At 40.4% G+C, this 15,696-nt stretch carries 14 protein-coding genes; 3 read left to right on the top strand and 11 right to left on the bottom strand.

Annotated elements, in window-relative coordinates:
• Window positions 1-206 precede the first annotated feature (206 nt).
• The gene (locus tag FXW34_RS21375) at window positions 207-743 is read right to left on the bottom strand and encodes an acyl-CoA thioesterase (RefSeq protein WP_147536060.1); all 537 of its coding nucleotides are present in this window, start codon (window positions 741-743) and stop codon (window positions 207-209) included.
• A gap of 171 nt (window positions 744-914) precedes the next feature.
• Between FXW34_RS21375 and FXW34_RS21370 the strand changes: the two genes are divergently transcribed.
• Window positions 915-1,301 carry a YuzC family spore coat inner layer protein gene (locus FXW34_RS21370; protein WP_147536059.1) on the top strand — a complete coding sequence of 129 codons (387 nt, stop codon included), beginning with the start codon at window positions 915-917 and terminating at the stop codon, window positions 1,299-1,301.
• A 71-nt stretch (window positions 1,302-1,372) separates the two neighbouring features.
• Here FXW34_RS21370 and FXW34_RS21365 read toward each other — a convergent pair whose 3' ends face one another.
• Window positions 1,373-1,975, bottom strand: a complete 603-nt coding sequence (locus FXW34_RS21365) for a DUF1836 domain-containing protein (RefSeq protein WP_147536058.1) — start codon at window positions 1,973-1,975, stop codon at window positions 1,373-1,375.
• A gap of 161 nt (window positions 1,976-2,136) precedes the next feature.
• Between FXW34_RS21365 and trhA the strand changes: the two genes are divergently transcribed.
• Complete coding sequence (gene trhA / locus FXW34_RS21360) at window positions 2,137-2,784, top strand: PAQR family membrane homeostasis protein TrhA (protein ID WP_147536057.1); 648 nt, start codon at window positions 2,137-2,139, stop codon at window positions 2,782-2,784.
• Window positions 2,785-2,865: 81 nt separating this feature from the next.
• Here the strand turns inward: trhA and FXW34_RS21355 are convergent, their stop codons facing one another.
• The 4 genes from FXW34_RS21355 to FXW34_RS21340 form a co-directional block, all read right to left on the bottom strand.
• Window positions 2,866-3,096, bottom strand: a complete 231-nt coding sequence (locus FXW34_RS21355; protein ID WP_147536056.1) for an excisionase family DNA-binding protein — start codon at window positions 3,094-3,096, stop codon at window positions 2,866-2,868.
• A 2-nt stretch (window positions 3,097-3,098) separates the two neighbouring features.
• Complete coding sequence (gene rlmD / locus FXW34_RS21350; protein WP_147536055.1) at window positions 3,099-4,478, bottom strand: 23S rRNA (uracil(1939)-C(5))-methyltransferase RlmD; 1,380 nt, start codon at window positions 4,476-4,478, stop codon at window positions 3,099-3,101.
• Window positions 4,479-4,495: 17 nt separating this feature from the next.
• Window positions 4,496-5,977, bottom strand: a complete 1,482-nt coding sequence (locus tag FXW34_RS21345) for a nicotinate phosphoribosyltransferase (RefSeq protein WP_147536054.1) — start codon at window positions 5,975-5,977, stop codon at window positions 4,496-4,498.
• Window positions 5,978-6,141: 164 nt separating this feature from the next.
• On the bottom strand, window positions 6,142-7,083 hold the full coding sequence (locus FXW34_RS21340; RefSeq protein WP_147536053.1) for a diacylglycerol kinase: 942 nt from the start codon (window positions 7,081-7,083) through the stop codon (window positions 6,142-6,144).
• Between the two features lie 418 nt (window positions 7,084-7,501).
• On the opposite strand from FXW34_RS21340, the gene putP reads away from it, so the two are divergent.
• Complete coding sequence (putP, locus tag FXW34_RS21335) at window positions 7,502-8,983, top strand: sodium/proline symporter PutP (protein ID WP_147536052.1); 1,482 nt, start codon at window positions 7,502-7,504, stop codon at window positions 8,981-8,983.
• A 936-nt stretch (window positions 8,984-9,919) separates the two neighbouring features.
• Here putP and gatB read toward each other — a convergent pair.
• The 5 genes from gatB to aceA form a co-directional block, all read right to left on the bottom strand.
• Entirely contained in the window at window positions 9,920-11,347 is a 1,428-nt protein-coding gene (gene gatB, locus FXW34_RS21330) for an Asp-tRNA(Asn)/Glu-tRNA(Gln) amidotransferase subunit GatB (RefSeq protein ID WP_147536051.1), read from the bottom strand.
• A 13-nt stretch (window positions 11,348-11,360) separates the two neighbouring features.
• Window positions 11,361-12,818: an Asp-tRNA(Asn)/Glu-tRNA(Gln) amidotransferase subunit GatA gene (gene gatA / locus FXW34_RS21325; RefSeq protein WP_147536050.1), complete on the bottom strand. Its 1,458-nt coding sequence runs from the start codon at window positions 12,816-12,818 to the stop codon at window positions 11,361-11,363.
• A 13-nt stretch (window positions 12,819-12,831) separates the two neighbouring features.
• Window positions 12,832-13,122, bottom strand: coding sequence for an Asp-tRNA(Asn)/Glu-tRNA(Gln) amidotransferase subunit GatC (gatC, locus tag FXW34_RS21320; RefSeq protein ID WP_147536049.1), 291 nt, complete (start codon window positions 13,120-13,122; stop codon window positions 12,832-12,834).
• 261 nt (window positions 13,123-13,383) lie between these two features.
• Window positions 13,384-13,824 carry a YueI family protein gene (locus tag FXW34_RS21315; RefSeq protein WP_187119055.1) on the bottom strand — a complete coding sequence of 147 codons (441 nt, stop codon included), beginning with the start codon at window positions 13,822-13,824 and terminating at the stop codon, window positions 13,384-13,386.
• Between the two features lie 219 nt (window positions 13,825-14,043).
• A complete protein-coding gene (gene aceA / locus FXW34_RS21310; protein WP_147536048.1) occupies window positions 14,044-15,327 on the bottom strand; it encodes an isocitrate lyase in 1,284 nt (427 codons plus the stop codon).
• Window positions 15,328-15,696 lie beyond the last annotated feature (369 nt).

Here is a 15,696-nt window from a genome sequence, read left to right as displayed (position 1 = left end):
TGCTCCTTTTGTAGAAGATGAGGGAACAAGTATGGTCTATCTCTTCTACAATAGGAGCCTTTTTATTTTTTAGAAATTAATTAAGTCACTTTTACATATTTTTCAAGTCGTGCAACGCTAGTGGGACTGTCCCCCACTGCTTTAGAGCAAAAAAGCACTGAGGTTTTCGCTGAATTGCGACCTCAGTGCTTTAGGGTTTATTTCATTTAATCCAATTTCATTTGATCATGTAATCGTTTAACAGTTAACTTGCTTGCAAATGCCTTACTTTGATTACGACGCTCTTTCCGCAATGCAATTCTTTGATGAGCAGTACTATGTAGCATAATTTCTTCCTCAGACTGCGGTACTACCTCTGGCACTTCCATCGGCTTACCGTTTTGATCAAGGGCAACAAAAGTTAAAAAAGAAGTTGCAGCAAGGCGACGTTCCCCAGTCTTCAAATCTTCAGCCACAACTTTTACGAATACCTCCATCGAGGATTTACCAACAGAAGTAACATACGAAGTTAGACAAACTGAATCCTGCGTACGAATTGGCATTAAAAAGTCAACTGAGTCTGTCGAAGCAGTAACCGTATCAGCCCGTGAATGACGTGCTGCAGAAATAGAAGCGACATCATCAATATAAAACATCAACTTACCACCATAAAGGGTATTGTGGTTATTCGTATCAATCGGAAATACTCTACTCGTTTTTATCACAAGTGACTCTTTACAAAACTTTTTATTTTTTTCTCCCATATTTCTCTCCCCTTCTATGTATCTAATCTATATTTAAATAATACTCTAACAATCTGCAATATCAAAATCAAACTTCAGCGATTCGGCCCCCTCGTAACCTCGGAACCAATATTTACTAATCTTCATATTGTATAAAAGCTGCGGCATTGATACGAAGGGAGATTTTTCACGATGTACGGATACTCATATTACTACTACCCCACAATCCCAGGCTATTATGGGTACTATCCACCCTATCCTCATTATCTTCGTACTTATCCACCTGTTGACACAAAAACGTTCTCAAGTTCAGTAAAAAACTTTCGAATATTAATGGGGCAAGGAAGCCGCTTATTAGATAAATTAGCGGAGGCCTCGTTTGAAACGAAAATGATGACAGCTGCACAGCAAGGAAAACAAGCCGAGGTTGACCAATTAATTAAATCAATTGGCTTATCTGTTCCAGTAAACACAGAATATACACCGACTGGTATAAAATTTATTCTCTCAACCCCTGTGCCACCCGGCGGCTTTAATAGCTGCTGTTCCCTCACCGTTTTCATGAAATGGGGCCAATAATTACCAACCAAACCCTATACCACACTAACGCATTAACGGAGTGGGGGACAGTCCCCCACTCCGTTAATGCGTTAAAGGGGCTGGTTGAGTTCGTCTACTAGTTTTTCGGCTGCACGTCGATACATATTGCTTATGTTAACTAGTGATGAGATGAGTAGAGTTTTTTCCAGCATCTCGTCTCTTTTCTCATCATCACCATCACCCTCAACATCAACTGCTTTTAGTCGACTTACTTCCTCTTTAACTTCAGTAAGCCTCGCCGGCAATGATTGTTTAAAATCCTCAACCGCATGGTTATAAAGATTAAGATAACTTTGGTAAAACGAATCAAGCTCCACATCACCGCTTTCAGCCTGTTCATTTATACCCTCGAGCGTCATCTTAATATCGTTAATTGATAGCGACCCTTTTAATTGATAGATTAAGCTGATCAGGATAATGTGTTCCTTCGAATATTTTTTATTTTTAATTGGGAAAAATAATTTTCCCTTGGCATAATTATTAATCATCGTTTTCGTTAATATTTTTTCATTACTATATCGCTTCGTATTTCCATATTTATTCTCGAAAAGCTGGATTACCTGATCCATATATAGATCAATATTTGGGATTTCGTCAATTTCAATATTTTGTCCAAGACCTAAATTTTCCACAATTTCGTTAAGGTTTTCCATAGTTCTTACCTCGAATCAATAGATTTCCTTTACATTATATCTCATTTATTGTCCAAACTAAATATTGACTACATTCCATATTAGTAATATTATATTAAGTAGTAATGAAAACCACGTGACAACACACGCATATTAAACAACCAATAAAAGGAGGAGTCGCTTTGCAAGCTTACATTCGCGAACCAATCAATGGTCTCACCCATTTAACAGGTGCGATATTATCGTTTGTGGCCTTGATTGCCTTAGTCATTAAAGCCGCAATGAAATCGGGGTCACCTCTAGCAATCACAGCAGTTACAATTTTTGGAGTTAGTATGATTCTGCTTTATGCAGCCTCTGCTACATACCATATGGTTATTGCTAAGGATAAAGTTATCGCTTTCCTCAGACGCCTAGATCACTCGATGATTTTCATTCTTATTGCCGGTACCTACACTCCCTTTTGCTTAATCACCCTTAAAGGCGTAACAGGCTGGGTATTATTTGGAATCGTTGCAGGAGTTGCCTTTTTCGGTGTGATTTTTAAAATGGTCTGGTTCCATTGCCCACGCTGGCTATCGACTGCCCTTTATTTAATCATGGGCTGGATGGTGATTTTCGTTATCTCACCACTAGCCGGAAATATAGAATCGATGGGACTTGCTTTATTAGTTATCGGCGGAATTATGTATACAATTGGTGGAATCATTTACGGAACTAAACCTAAATTCCTCCAATCAAAATATATGGGCTTTCACGAAATCTTCCACATCTTCATCATGCTCGGAAGCCTTGCCCATTTCCTTTCAATCTATCTATATGTAATTTAAAAGGAGCCACATTTGCGGCTCCTTTTTCCTCTTTTAAACTATGATAAAATCACAATATTCCTCGATTGGATCCAAGACCCATTAATCCTCATCCTTAATATCCAAATCCTCAGGAATCGGTTCATTCCAAAGTTCTTCCACCAATCGCTTATAATTTTCCAATTGTTTAAAATGAGTATGGAACTGCTCTTTATAAATTAAATACTGTTCACCATCAAACAGCGTCCGAATTTTCCGTTGCTGAATCAGCGCCTTTACTTTTTCCTCAGGCACATCTAAATATTCTGCTGTTTCTTTTACCGTTAAATACATCTCTACACTTCCTCGATAAAATCCAACTTTGCTACAGCCTCGCAGTGCATGGTCTGTGGGAACATATCTACAGGCTGCACCTCGATAGTTCGATAGCCGCCATCCTCCAAAATCCGTAAATCCCGCGCCAATGTCGCCGGATTACAGGAAACGTAAACAACCCGCTTCGGTTTCATTGCCAGAATCGTTTCCAACAGCGCTTGGTCACACCCCTTACGCGGCGGGTCGACAACCAAAACATCTGCACTTATTCCAGCTTCATACCAATCAGGAATAACCTTTTCTGCTGCACCAACAGCAAACTCCGTATTTACAATCCCATTTAACTTCGCATTTCGCCTTGCATCCTCAATCGCTTCTGGAACGATTTCAACACCGTAAACCTTACGGGCTTGTTTCGCTAAAAATAAAGAAATGGTCCCGATGCCACAATAAGCATCAATCACCGTTTCCTCTCCGCTAAGCTCGGCATACTCCAATGCTTTATCGTATAAAACCTTCGTCTGCTCCGGGTTAACCTGGTAAAAAGATCGCGGAGAAATGGCAAATTTAATATCCCCAATATAATCATGGATGACTTCCTGCCCCCAAAGCACGCGGGTCTCCTCACCCATTATCACATTCGTTTTATTAGGATTTACATTCAACACTAAAGAGGTCAATCCATCGACTTGCTTCACAATTTCTGCGACAAGCTTTTCTTGATTTGGCAATTCGCGTGTTTTGGTCACCAATACGACCATCACTTCACCAGTCACAAGGCCATATCGCACCATCACGTGGCGCAACATCCCTTTATGCGCGACCTCATTATAAGCACGAATTCCAAAACGGCCACAAATCTCCTTAACAAGCTGAACAACTTCATCATTTTTGGATTGCTGAATTAAACATGTTTCCATATTAATGATTTGGTGAGTCCGGCGCTGATAAAATCCACCAATTAATCCGCCCTCATGTTCGCCAATTGGCACTTGAGATTTATTGCGATAATGCCATGGCTCCTTCATCCCTAAAACTGGGTGAACCTTAACATTCCCTAGCTTCCCAATTCTCGTTAACACTTCGCGAACCTGTTTTTCCTTAGCAACCATTTGTCCTTCATAACTCAAATGCTGCAGCTGACAGCCCCCACATTCTTTATAAATAGCGCAAGGTGCTTCAACACGATATGGACTTTTTTCATAAAGCTCGATTAAGCGGCCAAATCCAAAGCCTTTCCCGACTTTCGTCACTTTGACCTTCGCTTTTTCCCCCGGAAGGGCATTGGCCACAAACAAAGGATAGCCATCGACCTTAGCCACCCCTGCACCTTCATGGGTTAAATCCTCAAATTCAACCTCAACAAAATCATTTTTTTGCACCGGTATTATTTTACTCATGCTTTTCTTCCTTCCATCTAAAGCGAATCCGAATCAGTCATCGCACTCACTTTTTCCCGTACCTCTTCAATATTCCGCATTTTATTATTCCAGCAATACTGACTTAAATCAACCGGATATTCCTCAGGATTCATCGTCCGTTTATATTCATCCCAAAGCATCGCTAAATTTTCCTGCAAATAGGCGCGAGCACTATCAAGACAAGGTACCTTATAAACAAGCTTACCATTAACATATATATCTTCATGTAAATCCTTCGCGGTAAAATTGGTAACGAACTTACTGATATACGTATGTGTAGGGTGAAACATTTTTAGGCGCGGTTGATCCTGTGGATTTCCCTCTGACTCTAACGTAATATAATCCCCTTCAGCATGATGATTCGTATTATTAATAATTCGATAAACCTTTTTAATTCCCGGCGTCGTAACTTTTTCCGGATTTGAGGAAACCTTAATCGTATCCTGCATTTCTCCGTGTACATCCTCGATGGCAACAATTTTATAAACAGCCCCGAGTGCTGCTTGATCAAACGCCGTAATGAGCTTTGTGCCAACCCCCCAGCTATCGATTTTTGCCCCTTGTGCCTTTAAGCTCATAATCGTGTATTCATCAAGATCGCTTGAAGCAAATATTTTGGTATCCGTGAAGCCAGCATCATCTAACTGCTTTCGTGCCTTCTTTGATAAAAACGCCAAGTCACCGCTATCGATACGAATCGCGGAAAAGTTGATAGATTCGCCCAGCTCTTTAGCCACCTTAATGGCATTCGGAACTCCAAGTCGCAACGTATCATATGTATCAACTAAGAACACACAATCCTTATGTGACTTCGCATATTTATGAAAAGCGATATACTCATCACGATAGGCTTGAACCATTGAGTGGGCATGTGTTCCAGCTACAGGGATTCCAAACAGCTTGCCCGCACGCACGTTGCTGGTAGCATCAAATCCGGCTAAATAGGCAGCTCTCGTGCCCCACAGCGCTGCATCCATTTCTTGAGCGCGCCTAGTTCCAAATTCAAGCGCGACCCCCTCGCCAATGACCTGTTTCATCCGTGATGCCTTCGTCGCAATTAACGTTTGATAATTAATGATGTTTAATAGCGCTGTTTCTAGTAGTTGCGCCTCAGCAAGCGGTGCCTCAACTCGAAGAATTGGTTCGTTTCCAAACACTAATTCTCCCTCTTGCATCGCTCGTATCGTTCCCGTAAACCGGAGCTTTTTTAAATAATCAAGAAAGTCTGACTGATAGCCACACTCCTCCTGCAAATATTCAATATCCTCATCAGAGAACCCAAAGTCTTCAATGTATGAAATGGCCCGCTCCAAGCCAGCAAAAACGGCATAACCATTGCCAAAAGGAAGCTTCCGAAAGTACAAATCAAAGACCGCCTTGCGATCATGTACACCATCTCGCCAATACGTTTCAACCATATTTATTTGATACAAATCGGTATGGAGTGTAAAGCTGTCATCCTGATATTTGCGTTTCATTACACATTTCCCCCTGAACATCTAAACTTTTCTTTTCTCAACAGTATTTCCCATTAACGGGAAAACTATCGGATTCAACGTATTTAGTCATTACTTCAATATTACATTTTTTATAAAAAAATAAAAATAAAAATAGAGCTCGCTCATAATTCGAGCGAACTCTTTTAACTATTTTGATTTGAACTTTCCCAACGATCCGGGCGATCCTCTGGACGTATTTTTTCAATTGGAACAAATACCTCTAAATGGCGGAATAAATTTTCAAATTCAGCAGGCAATAACCCACCAAATTCCCCGTCTAGATTCAATTGAACGATTTCGTCGGAATGAACCTTAATTCGATTTGCTTTCGTATAAATCACGTGTGGATCATTAATATGTTCTCCGCGAACCGCCAAAGTGGCAATTCGAATAAAATCCGCTAAGTTCGCTTTTTTCATGATGATTAACGTAAATAATCCATCATTAATCGAGGAATCTGGAGAGAGTTTTTCAAATCCTCCGACTGAATTGGTTAAACCTACAAGAAAGAGCATCACTTCTCCTTCAAAAAGCTTCCCATCATATTCAATACTTACCTTTGAAGCTTTAATAGATGGTAGCATTTCCATCCCTTTTAAGTAATAAGCGAGCTGTCCTAACATCGTTTTCAGCTTGCTTGGTACCTCGTATGTCAGCTCAGTAATTCTGCCGCCACCGGCAATGTTAATAAAATAACGATCGTTTATTCTTCCAATATCAACAGGGATGGTATCCCCTTTAACAATGATATCGGTTGCCTCTAAAATATCACGTGATATATGAAGGGCACGGGCAAAATCATTCGTCGTACCAACAGGTATAACGCCAAGCTTCGGTCGATACGGTTGCTCCGCCAAGCCATTTACCACTTCATTAATCGTCCCGTCTCCACCTGCGGCAACAACTAAATCATAGCGTCGCTCCACAGCCACACGTGCCGCGAACGTAGCATCACCAGCACCAGTTGTCGCATGGCAGGAAGTTTCATAACCGGCTTTTTCAAGTTTTTGCAATACTTCTGGTAAATGCTTTTTAAAGATTTCACGACCAGAAGTCGGATTATAAATAATCCTAGCTCGTTTCATATCCATCATCCTATTACCAATATTTCAATAAGTTATTTTCAGACTTTACCACCATTTAACATAATCTGTCTAACTGATTTCGTCAAGTGTTAACTAATCAAAGCACCACGAATCAGTTTATCATTGTTTTCAATCAATGTCCGTTTTTAGACATATTTTATTTGCTTTAATCGAAAGATTTTTTTCAGCTATTAAAAACTCCATCGAACCCTTTCCTTATCATTTTCTACTATATTAAACAGAAAAATTAGTTTTCCAATATAAAGAAAAATCATACAATTTATTACTATTCATTTAAACAACCTCATCATCCATTAAAAATTAAGCTTATTTTGCAATTGAATTGACTATTTTTCCAATGTTAAAATATTATTTAAAAATTATTTATTTTTTCAAAATGAAGAAAGGTGGGAAATTATTGTCTAATGCAGTAATTCAACTTATTTCAATCACCATCTACATGATAGGAATGCTGCTCATTGGCTGGTACGCTTATCATAGAACAAAGAATCTTACCGACTACATGCTGGGCGGGCGTTCCTTAGGTCCCGCGGTAACTGCATTAAGCGCAGGCGCCGCAGACATGAGTGGTTGGCTCTTAATGGGCTTGCCTGGAGGAATCTATGTAACCGGGTTAGCTGATGCATGGATTGCAGTTGGTCTAACCATTGGTGCTTATTTAAACTGGCTTCTTGTAGCTCCAAGACTTCGTTCCTATACCCAGGTTGCCAATGATTCCATTACGATTCCAGGCTATCTTGAAAACCGCTTCAAGGATCAATCTAGAATGCTTAGAATCGTTTCTGGTGTGGTTATCCTAATCTTTTTCACCTTCTATGTTTCATCTGGAATGGTTTCAGGTGCGGTATTTTTTGTAAACTCCTTTGATGTGAATTATCATACTGGTTTATTTATCGTCTCAGCCGTTGTTGTTCTTTATACACTCTACGGCGGATTTTTAGCGGTAAGCTGGACCGATTTTATCCAAGGTTTAATGATGGTCATTGCTCTCCTTCTAGTTCCTGGCTTAGCCATTTTACAAACAGGTGGTCCACAAGAGACAATTGAAACAATTAATAGCATTGACCCACACTTGCTCGACTGGTTTAAAGGGACTTCCGTCATCGGAATTATTTCAGCGATGGCGTGGGGACTCGGTTACTTTGGCCAACCCCATATTATCGTACGTTTCATGGCGATTACCTCGATTCGAGAAACGAAAAGTGCCCGGAGGATCGGGATGAGCTGGATGATTTTCTCTTTACTCGGCACGATTTTCATGGCGTTAATTGGGATTGCTTTTTTTGGTCAAAATCCGCAATATATATTGGAAAATCCTGAAGCAATCTTCATCGAGTTGGGGCAAATCCTCTTTCATCCGTTATTTTCAGGGTTTCTGCTCGCCGCCGTATTGGCAGCAATCATGAGCACGATTTCCTCACAATTAATCGTTACCTCAAGTGCACTAGTAGAGGACTTATACAAAGTTTTAATTCGTCAGGATGCCCCCGACCGCGCTTATATTTTCTGGGGCAGAGTCGCAGTTCTTTTTGTATCAATCATCGCTTGTATCCTAGCCTGGAATCAAAACAATTCCATTCTCAATTTGGTTGCTTACGCATGGGCCGGGTTTGGAGCAGCCTTCGGACCAGTTATCCTATTTAGCTTATATTGGAAAAAGATGACCAAATGGGGCGCCTTATTTGGAATGATTGTTGGAGCTTCATCGGTAATTATTTGGAAAAATATTGGCCTAGGTGAGGTTCTTTACGAGATTGTTCCTGGTTTTATTTTAAGCTCCATCGCGATTATTATTGTTAGTTTACTAACCTATAAGCCTAATGGAGAAATAGATAAAGATTTTGCGGCCACGACAGCTTTATTAACTAAAGAAAAATAACCTGAGGATTATGTGATACGTTAATGTTATATTCAACCTTGAGTTTGGGGACTTAGAGTCGGGCTTTATGTGCCCGGTTTTGTGTTTGTGTCTCGGATTTAGGCACGTAGACTGGCTTTACGTGACCATTTTTGTGCTTGTGCTCGGATTCGGGCACGTAGACTGGCTTTACGTGACCATTTTTGTGCTTGTGCCTCGGATTCGGGCACGTAGACTGGCTTTATGTGACCGTTTTTGTATTTCAACCTCGGATTCAGGCACATAGACTGGCTTTACGTGACCATTTTTGTGCTTGTGCCTCGGATTCGGGCACGTAGACTGGCTTTACGTGACCATTTTTGTGCTTGTGCCTCGGATTCGGGCACGTAGACTGGCTTTATGTGACCGTTTTTGTATTTCAACCTCGGATTCAGGCACGTAGACTGGCTTTACGTGACCATTTTTGTGCTTGTGCCTCGGATTCGGGCACGTAGACTGGCTTTATGTGACCGTTTTTGTATTTCAACCTCGGATTCGGGCACGTAGACTGGCTTTATGTGACCGTTTTTGTATTTCAACCTCGGATTCAGGCACATAGACTGGCTTTACGTGACCATTTTTGTGCTTGTGCCTCGGATTCGGGCACATAGACTGGCTTTACGTGACCATTTTTGTGCTTGTGCCTCGGATTCGGGCACGTAGACTGGCTTTACGTGACCGATTTGACATTTCAACCTCGGATTCAGGCACATAGACTGGCTTTACGTGACCGATTTGACATTTCAACCTCGGATTCGGACACGTAGACAAGCTTTACATGACCGTTTTGACATTTCAAACTAGGTTTTGGGCACGTAGACAAGCTTACATTAAATGTATGTTTGCGGTCATAACAACGTAAAAAGGACTATCCAAAAAGTATAAATCACTTTTCGGATAGTCCTTGCATGCAAAATCTTAACGTTTATTAATTTCTTCTACTAATAGTTTATTCACCAATTGCGGATTGGCTTGTCCTTTTGTTGCCTTCATGATTTGACCAACTAGGAAGCCAACTGCTTTTTGCTTACCATCTTTAAAATCGGCAATGGATTGCGGATTGTTATCGAGTGCTTCACCGATAATTTTTAATAAAGCACCCTCGTCAGAAATCTGCACTAAACCTTTTGCTTTAACGATTTCCTCTGCATTTCCACCGTTTTCAATCAATTCCTTAAATACGGTTTTCGCGATTTTTGAAGAAATCGTGCCATCAACAATTAGCTTGATTAAGCCTGAAAGACCTTCAGGAGTTAATGCAACCTCATCAAGCTCCTTACTTTCAGCCTTCAAGTATGCTGACACTTCACCCATCATCCAGTTAGATGCTTGCTTAGCATCGGCACCTGCTGCAACCGTTGCATCAAAGAAATCGGACATTTCCTTTGTTACAGTTAATACTGCAGCATCGTATTCCGGCAAGCCCAATTCTTCTGTATAACGCTTAATGCGTGCATCTGGAAGCTCAGGAATTTCGGCACGGATACGAGCTTTCCATGCTTCATCAATATAAATATCTGGAAGGTCTGGTTCAGGGAAATAACGATAATCGTCAGATCCTTCTTTCACACGCATCAGTAAAGTAGCCCCAGTCGCTTCATCAAAACGACGTGTTTCCTGTTCGATTACGCCACCTGCTGAAACGACTTCACGTTGACGAATTTCTTCGTATTCTAAGCCTTTGCGAACGAAGTTAAACGAGTTCAAGTTTTTCAACTCGGTTTTAGTACCGAACTCTTCTTGTCCTACTGGGCGAATCGAAATATTGGCATCGCAACGCAGTGAGCCTTCTTCCATTTTACAATCTGAAACACCAGTATATTGAATAATTGATTTTAATTTTTCAAGATATGCATACGCTTCATTTGGAGTACGGATATCCGGCTCTGATACGATTTCAATTAGCGGTGTACCTTGGCGGTTGTAGTCACATAGTGAATAGCCTTTGCCATGGTTTAATTTGCCCGCATCTTCTTCTAAATGAATCCGAGTAATTCCGATTCGTTTCTTGTAGCCATCAACTTCAATATCAATATAGCCATGTTCACCAATTGGCTTATCAAATTGTGAAATTTGGTACGCCTTTGGATTGTCAGGATAGAAATAGTTTTTACGGTCAAATTTTGTTTCAGTAGCGATTTGGCAGTTTAGCGCCATGCAAGCCTTCATTCCGTAGTCAACGACTTTACGGTTCAACACTGGCAATACTCCAGGATAACCTAAATCGATTACGCTTGTATTCATATTCGGTCCAGCACCGAAGTGGTTCGGACTAGCGGAAAAGATCTTTGAATCTGTTTTTAATTCAACGTGGACTTCGAGTCCAATCACTGTTTCAAATTCCATTCTTTCTCACCCCTTACAATTCAGGTTTTTGTTTATGAAAATCGGTCGCTTGCTCGTATGCATGAGCGACGCGGTATACGGATGCTTCATCATAATGTTTACCGATGATTTGCAAGCCCAAAGGTAGACCATTTGAGAATCCACAAGGCACAGAAATGCCTGGGACACCGGCAAGGTTCACTGGGATTGTTAAAATATCATTTGCGTACATCGTTAATGGGTCTGCCGTTTTCTCACCTAATTTAAAGGCTGGAGTTGGCGTAGTTGGTCCAACAATTACATCGTACTTTTCAAATACTTTTTCAAAATCTTGCTTAATTAGCGTTCTAACTTTTTGTGCTTTCTTATAATAAGCATCATAATAACCAGAGCTTAACGCAAATGTTCCAAGCATAATCCGGCGTTTTACTTCATCTCCAAAGCCTTCTGCGCGGGTTTTCTTGTACATATCAATTAAATTTTCAGCGTTTGGTGTACGATAACCGTAACGAACGCCATCAAAACGAGATAGGTTAGCGCTTGCTTCAGATGATGATAATAAATAATAAGTTGCTAAAGCATATTTAGAATGTGGTAGGGAAACTTCTTCCCAAGTCGCCCCAAGGCCTTCAAGCACTTTTAAAGCTGCTAAAACTGATTCGCGGACCTCTTCCTGCACGCCCTCACCAAGATACTCCTTCGGTACAGCGATTTTCAGTCCTTTAATATCACCAGTTAATGCCCCAACAAAGTTTGGCACTGGTAGGTTTGCTGAGGTTGAGTCCATTGAATCATGTCCAGAAATCGCTTGAAGTAAATAAGCATTATCTTCAACCGTTCTAGTCACAGGTCCGATTTGGTCCAATGATGATGCGAACGCAACTAAACCGAAGCGGGATACACGACCGTAAGTTGGTTTTAATCCAACAACACCGCAATACGCTGCTGGTTGACGGATTGAACCTCCTGTGTCAGATCCTAATGAGAATAACACTTCACCAGCTGCTACAGAGGCAGCCGAACCACCCGAAGATCCACCAGGTACAGTTTCAAGATTCCATGGATTTTTAGTTTGCTGATAGCCAGAGTTTTCCGTAGAGGAACCCATTGCAAATTCATCCATGTTTAATTTTCCGATTGTAACCGTTTCAGCAGCATGAAGCTTTTGCATAACAGTCGCATCGTAAATCGGGTCGAAATTCTCTAAAATTTTACTAGCACAAGTTGTGCGAAGGTTTTTTGTGACAATGTTATCCTTAATCCCGATTGGCATCCCAAATAACAAGCCCTTTGCTTCGTCCGTACCAAGCTTGCTATCTAAAGTCTTGGCGATTTCCCGTGCGTTTTCTTCATTTAATGTTAAGAATGCTTGAACCTTATCTTCCACTTCATTAATACGTTTGAAAGATTGATCCACTAAATCAGAAACAGATAATTCTTTTCTATGTAATAATTGATGTAAATCTGCAATTGATTGATCAAATAAACTCATTGTTTTCCCCTCCTTACTCGATAATAGCCGGCACCCTAATTTGTCCATCTTGGGTCTGTGGTGCGTTTTTCAGTACTTCTTCTCGTGGAAGTCCTGGTTGTGGAATATCTTCGCGTAACACATTTTTAAGCTCTAAAACGTGAGATGTTGGTTCCACATTTTCCGTATCAAGCTCGTTTAATTGTTCAGCAAACGTAATAATCGCATCAAGCTGCTTCGTAAATTTAACAGCCTCTTCTTCAGTAATCGCAAGTCTCGCTAAGTGAGCGACATGCTTCACTTGATCTTCTGAAATTCTTGTCATTTTGGTCACCTCCAAATTTATTCGAACAGTTTCACAATAATAAGATAATATCAAACTTTTTCGCATTAAAGCAACAATGTTTCCAGTCTCGCCAAATTAATCCAATGCCTATTTTACCATGAAAATCATGATTAGACTCTTCCTGATTAAGGGCTAGCCGCTGATGCTAGACAATTTAGTGAAATCAGCACTATTCTTTTACTCATTCAAAAAATAAAAACAGACACTTGCTGATTTAACAAGTGTCTTTGGTGAAGATGTTTAATTAAATAAGTTTTTAAAGGATGAGAAGAATCCTTCTTTTTCTTCTTGCTGTTGGATTTGGATTGGCGTTTTTGTTTTGATATAAATATTTTCTTTATCAATGGCAGTCTCGGCAGCAATTACTAAACCAATGTCGGAATTGTATTCTTTATTGGTTACAATCGTGAATTCCAAATCATTCTTTTTTGCAATTGAAATATATTTGCTGAGGTAGCTATAATCCAAATGTCCATTTAAAAATAGATGGGCTGCATACTTATCTTTCATTAGTTCCTCAACTTGAGGGAATACTTCATTTTTCTTTACCTGCTCCGTAGTTAACGCAACAATTACACGCTCACGAAGAGTAGTTAAAAACTTTTGCCTTTCTTCTGGTTTTGTTTCCGGTACTCCATGAACTCCTTGCAACAAATACTCATCCACTTTAGAACGCTCCAAAACAGCACCCTCCTCTCACTAAACTACTACTATTTATGTATCATTCCAAAAAACGTGAAAAAAACACTTTAGTGCAGTGGGGGACAGTCCCCCACTGCACTAAAGTGCTAAAGCAAAAAAATCCCTCTCTTCCATTACAGAAGAGAGGGCAATATAGGAGAAATATAGGAGTAAAAATCACAAGGTAAAAACTAGATTAACAATTAAGCATTAAGCGAATTACTTAGATGCTTGGAATTGCTCTTCTTCAGTTGAGCCTTTAAGAGCTGTAGTTGAAGAAGTACCACCAGATACGATCATTGAAACGCTATCGAAGTAGCCTGTTCCAACTTCACGTTGGTGACGAGTAGCTGTGTAACCGTCTTTTTCAGCCGCGAACTCAGCTTGTTGAAGCTCAGAGTATGCAGCCATACCACGATCTTTGTAACCAAGAGCAAGATTGAACATGCTGTGGTTAAGAGCATGGAAACCTGCAAGTGTAACGAATTGGAATTTGTAACCCATTTTGCCAAGTTCGATTTGGAATTTAGCAATTGTTTCATCGTCAAGCTTAGCTTTCCAGTTAAATGATGGAGAGCAGTTGTAAGCAAGCAATTTGCCAGGGAATTTCGCATGGATTGCTTCAGCAAATTGACGAGCTTCTTCAAGGTTTGGTTCAGAAGTTTCGCACCAGATCATATCAGCATATGGAGCGTAAGCTAAACCACGAGCGATTGCTTGGTCGATACCAGCTTTAGTACGGTGGAAACCTTCTGGAGTACGATCGCCTTCGATAAATGGTGCATCGTATGGATCAACGTCGCTAGTGATAAGGTCAGCAGCGTTTGCATCAGTACGAGCGATTAATACAGTTGGAGTTCCCATTACGTCAGCAGCAAGACGTGCAGCGATTAAGTTTTTAACTGCAGTTTGAGTTGGAAGTAATACTTTACCGCCTAAGTGACCACATTTTTTCTCAGAAGAAAGTTGGTCTTCGAAGTGAACGCCTGACGCACCAGCTTCGATCATGCCTTTCATTAATTCGAATACGTTTAATTGACCACCGAAACCAGCTTCAGCATCTGCAACGATTGGAGCGAACCAGTCGATTGAGTTGTCGCCTTCGCCATGAGTGATTTGGTCAGCACGTTGTAATGCTTGGTTGATACGCTTAACAACAGCAGGAACACTGTTTGCTGGGTATAAGCTTTGGTCAGGGTACATTTGACCAGCAAGGTTAGCGTCAGCAGCTACTTGCCATCCGCTTAGGTAGATTGCTTTAAGACCAGCTTTAACTTGTTGAACCGCTTGGTTACCAGTTAATGCACCTAGTGCGTTTACGAAATCTTCTTCGTTTACAAGCTTCCAAAGTTTTTCAGAACCACGGCGAGCTAGAGTGTACTCGATGTCGATTGAACCGCGTAGTTTTAGTACTTCCTCTGCAGAATAAGGACGTGTAATCCCTTTCCAACGTGCATCCATTTCCCAGCTTTCTTGAAGTTGCTTTACTCTTTCGTTTGTCATGAAATACTTCCTCCTTTGTTTTTAAATACCCCTTTGTTTGTAATACCTAGTAAGTTATTAATCTTAAGATTTCATATGCGAATAATATGAAATCTAACAAGACTTAGTTAGAGCGAGTTTGTCGAAAGCTGCAATGCCAATTTTCCTTGGCTGAGCAATCGCTCAATTCTCTCCCAAATAATACAGATCACTGATTGTCCACTAGCGAAAACACTTATTTATCAATGTTTTGTTTGATACTGTTACAAATGTTATAACACAGTGAATCTTTGATCTGTTTGTATTATATAACAGGATTTTTGAAAATGGAACCTATTTTTTTAGATTTTTCAGAATTGTTTTTCGACAAATAATCTTAATTTTTCGACA

The organism is Bacillus marasmi, assembly GCF_902168435.1.
Taxonomy (GTDB): Bacteria; Bacillota; Bacilli; order Bacillales; family Cytobacillaceae; genus Bacillus_BU; species Bacillus_BU marasmi.
The sequence above is the reverse complement of the archived record's forward strand: the minus strand, read 5'-3'. Positions and strand labels throughout refer to the sequence as shown.

Coding starts and splice junctions, on each gene's coding strand:
- gatB (WP_147536051.1), bottom strand. CDS start 11,347: ATGGAATTTGAAACAGTGATTGGACTCGAAGTCCACGTTGAATTAAAA.
- FXW34_RS21345 (WP_147536054.1), bottom strand. CDS start 5,977: ATGAAACGCAAATATCAGGATGACAGCTTTACACTCCATACCGATTTG.
- aceA (WP_147536048.1), bottom strand. CDS start 15,327: ATGACAAACGAAAGAGTAAAGCAACTTCAAGAAAGCTGGGAAATGGAT.
- FXW34_RS21340 (WP_147536053.1), bottom strand. CDS start 7,083: ATGAAACGAGCTAGGATTATTTATAATCCGACTTCTGGTCGTGAAATC.
- gatA (WP_147536050.1), bottom strand. CDS start 12,818: ATGAGTTTATTTGATCAATCAATTGCAGATTTACATCAATTATTACAT.
- gatC (WP_147536049.1), bottom strand. CDS start 13,122: ATGACAAGAATTTCAGAAGATCAAGTGAAGCATGTCGCTCACTTAGCG.
- FXW34_RS21370 (WP_147536059.1), top strand. CDS start 915: ATGTACGGATACTCATATTACTACTACCCCACAATCCCAGGCTATTAT.
- FXW34_RS21355 (WP_147536056.1), bottom strand. CDS start 3,096: ATGTATTTAACGGTAAAAGAAACAGCAGAATATTTAGATGTGCCTGAG.
- FXW34_RS21365 (WP_147536058.1), bottom strand. CDS start 1,975: ATGGAAAACCTTAACGAAATTGTGGAAAATTTAGGTCTTGGACAAAAT.
- rlmD (WP_147536055.1), bottom strand. CDS start 4,478: ATGAGTAAAATAATACCGGTGCAAAAAAATGATTTTGTTGAGGTTGAA.
- FXW34_RS21375 (WP_147536060.1), bottom strand. CDS start 743: ATGGGAGAAAAAAATAAAAAGTTTTGTAAAGAGTCACTTGTGATAAAA.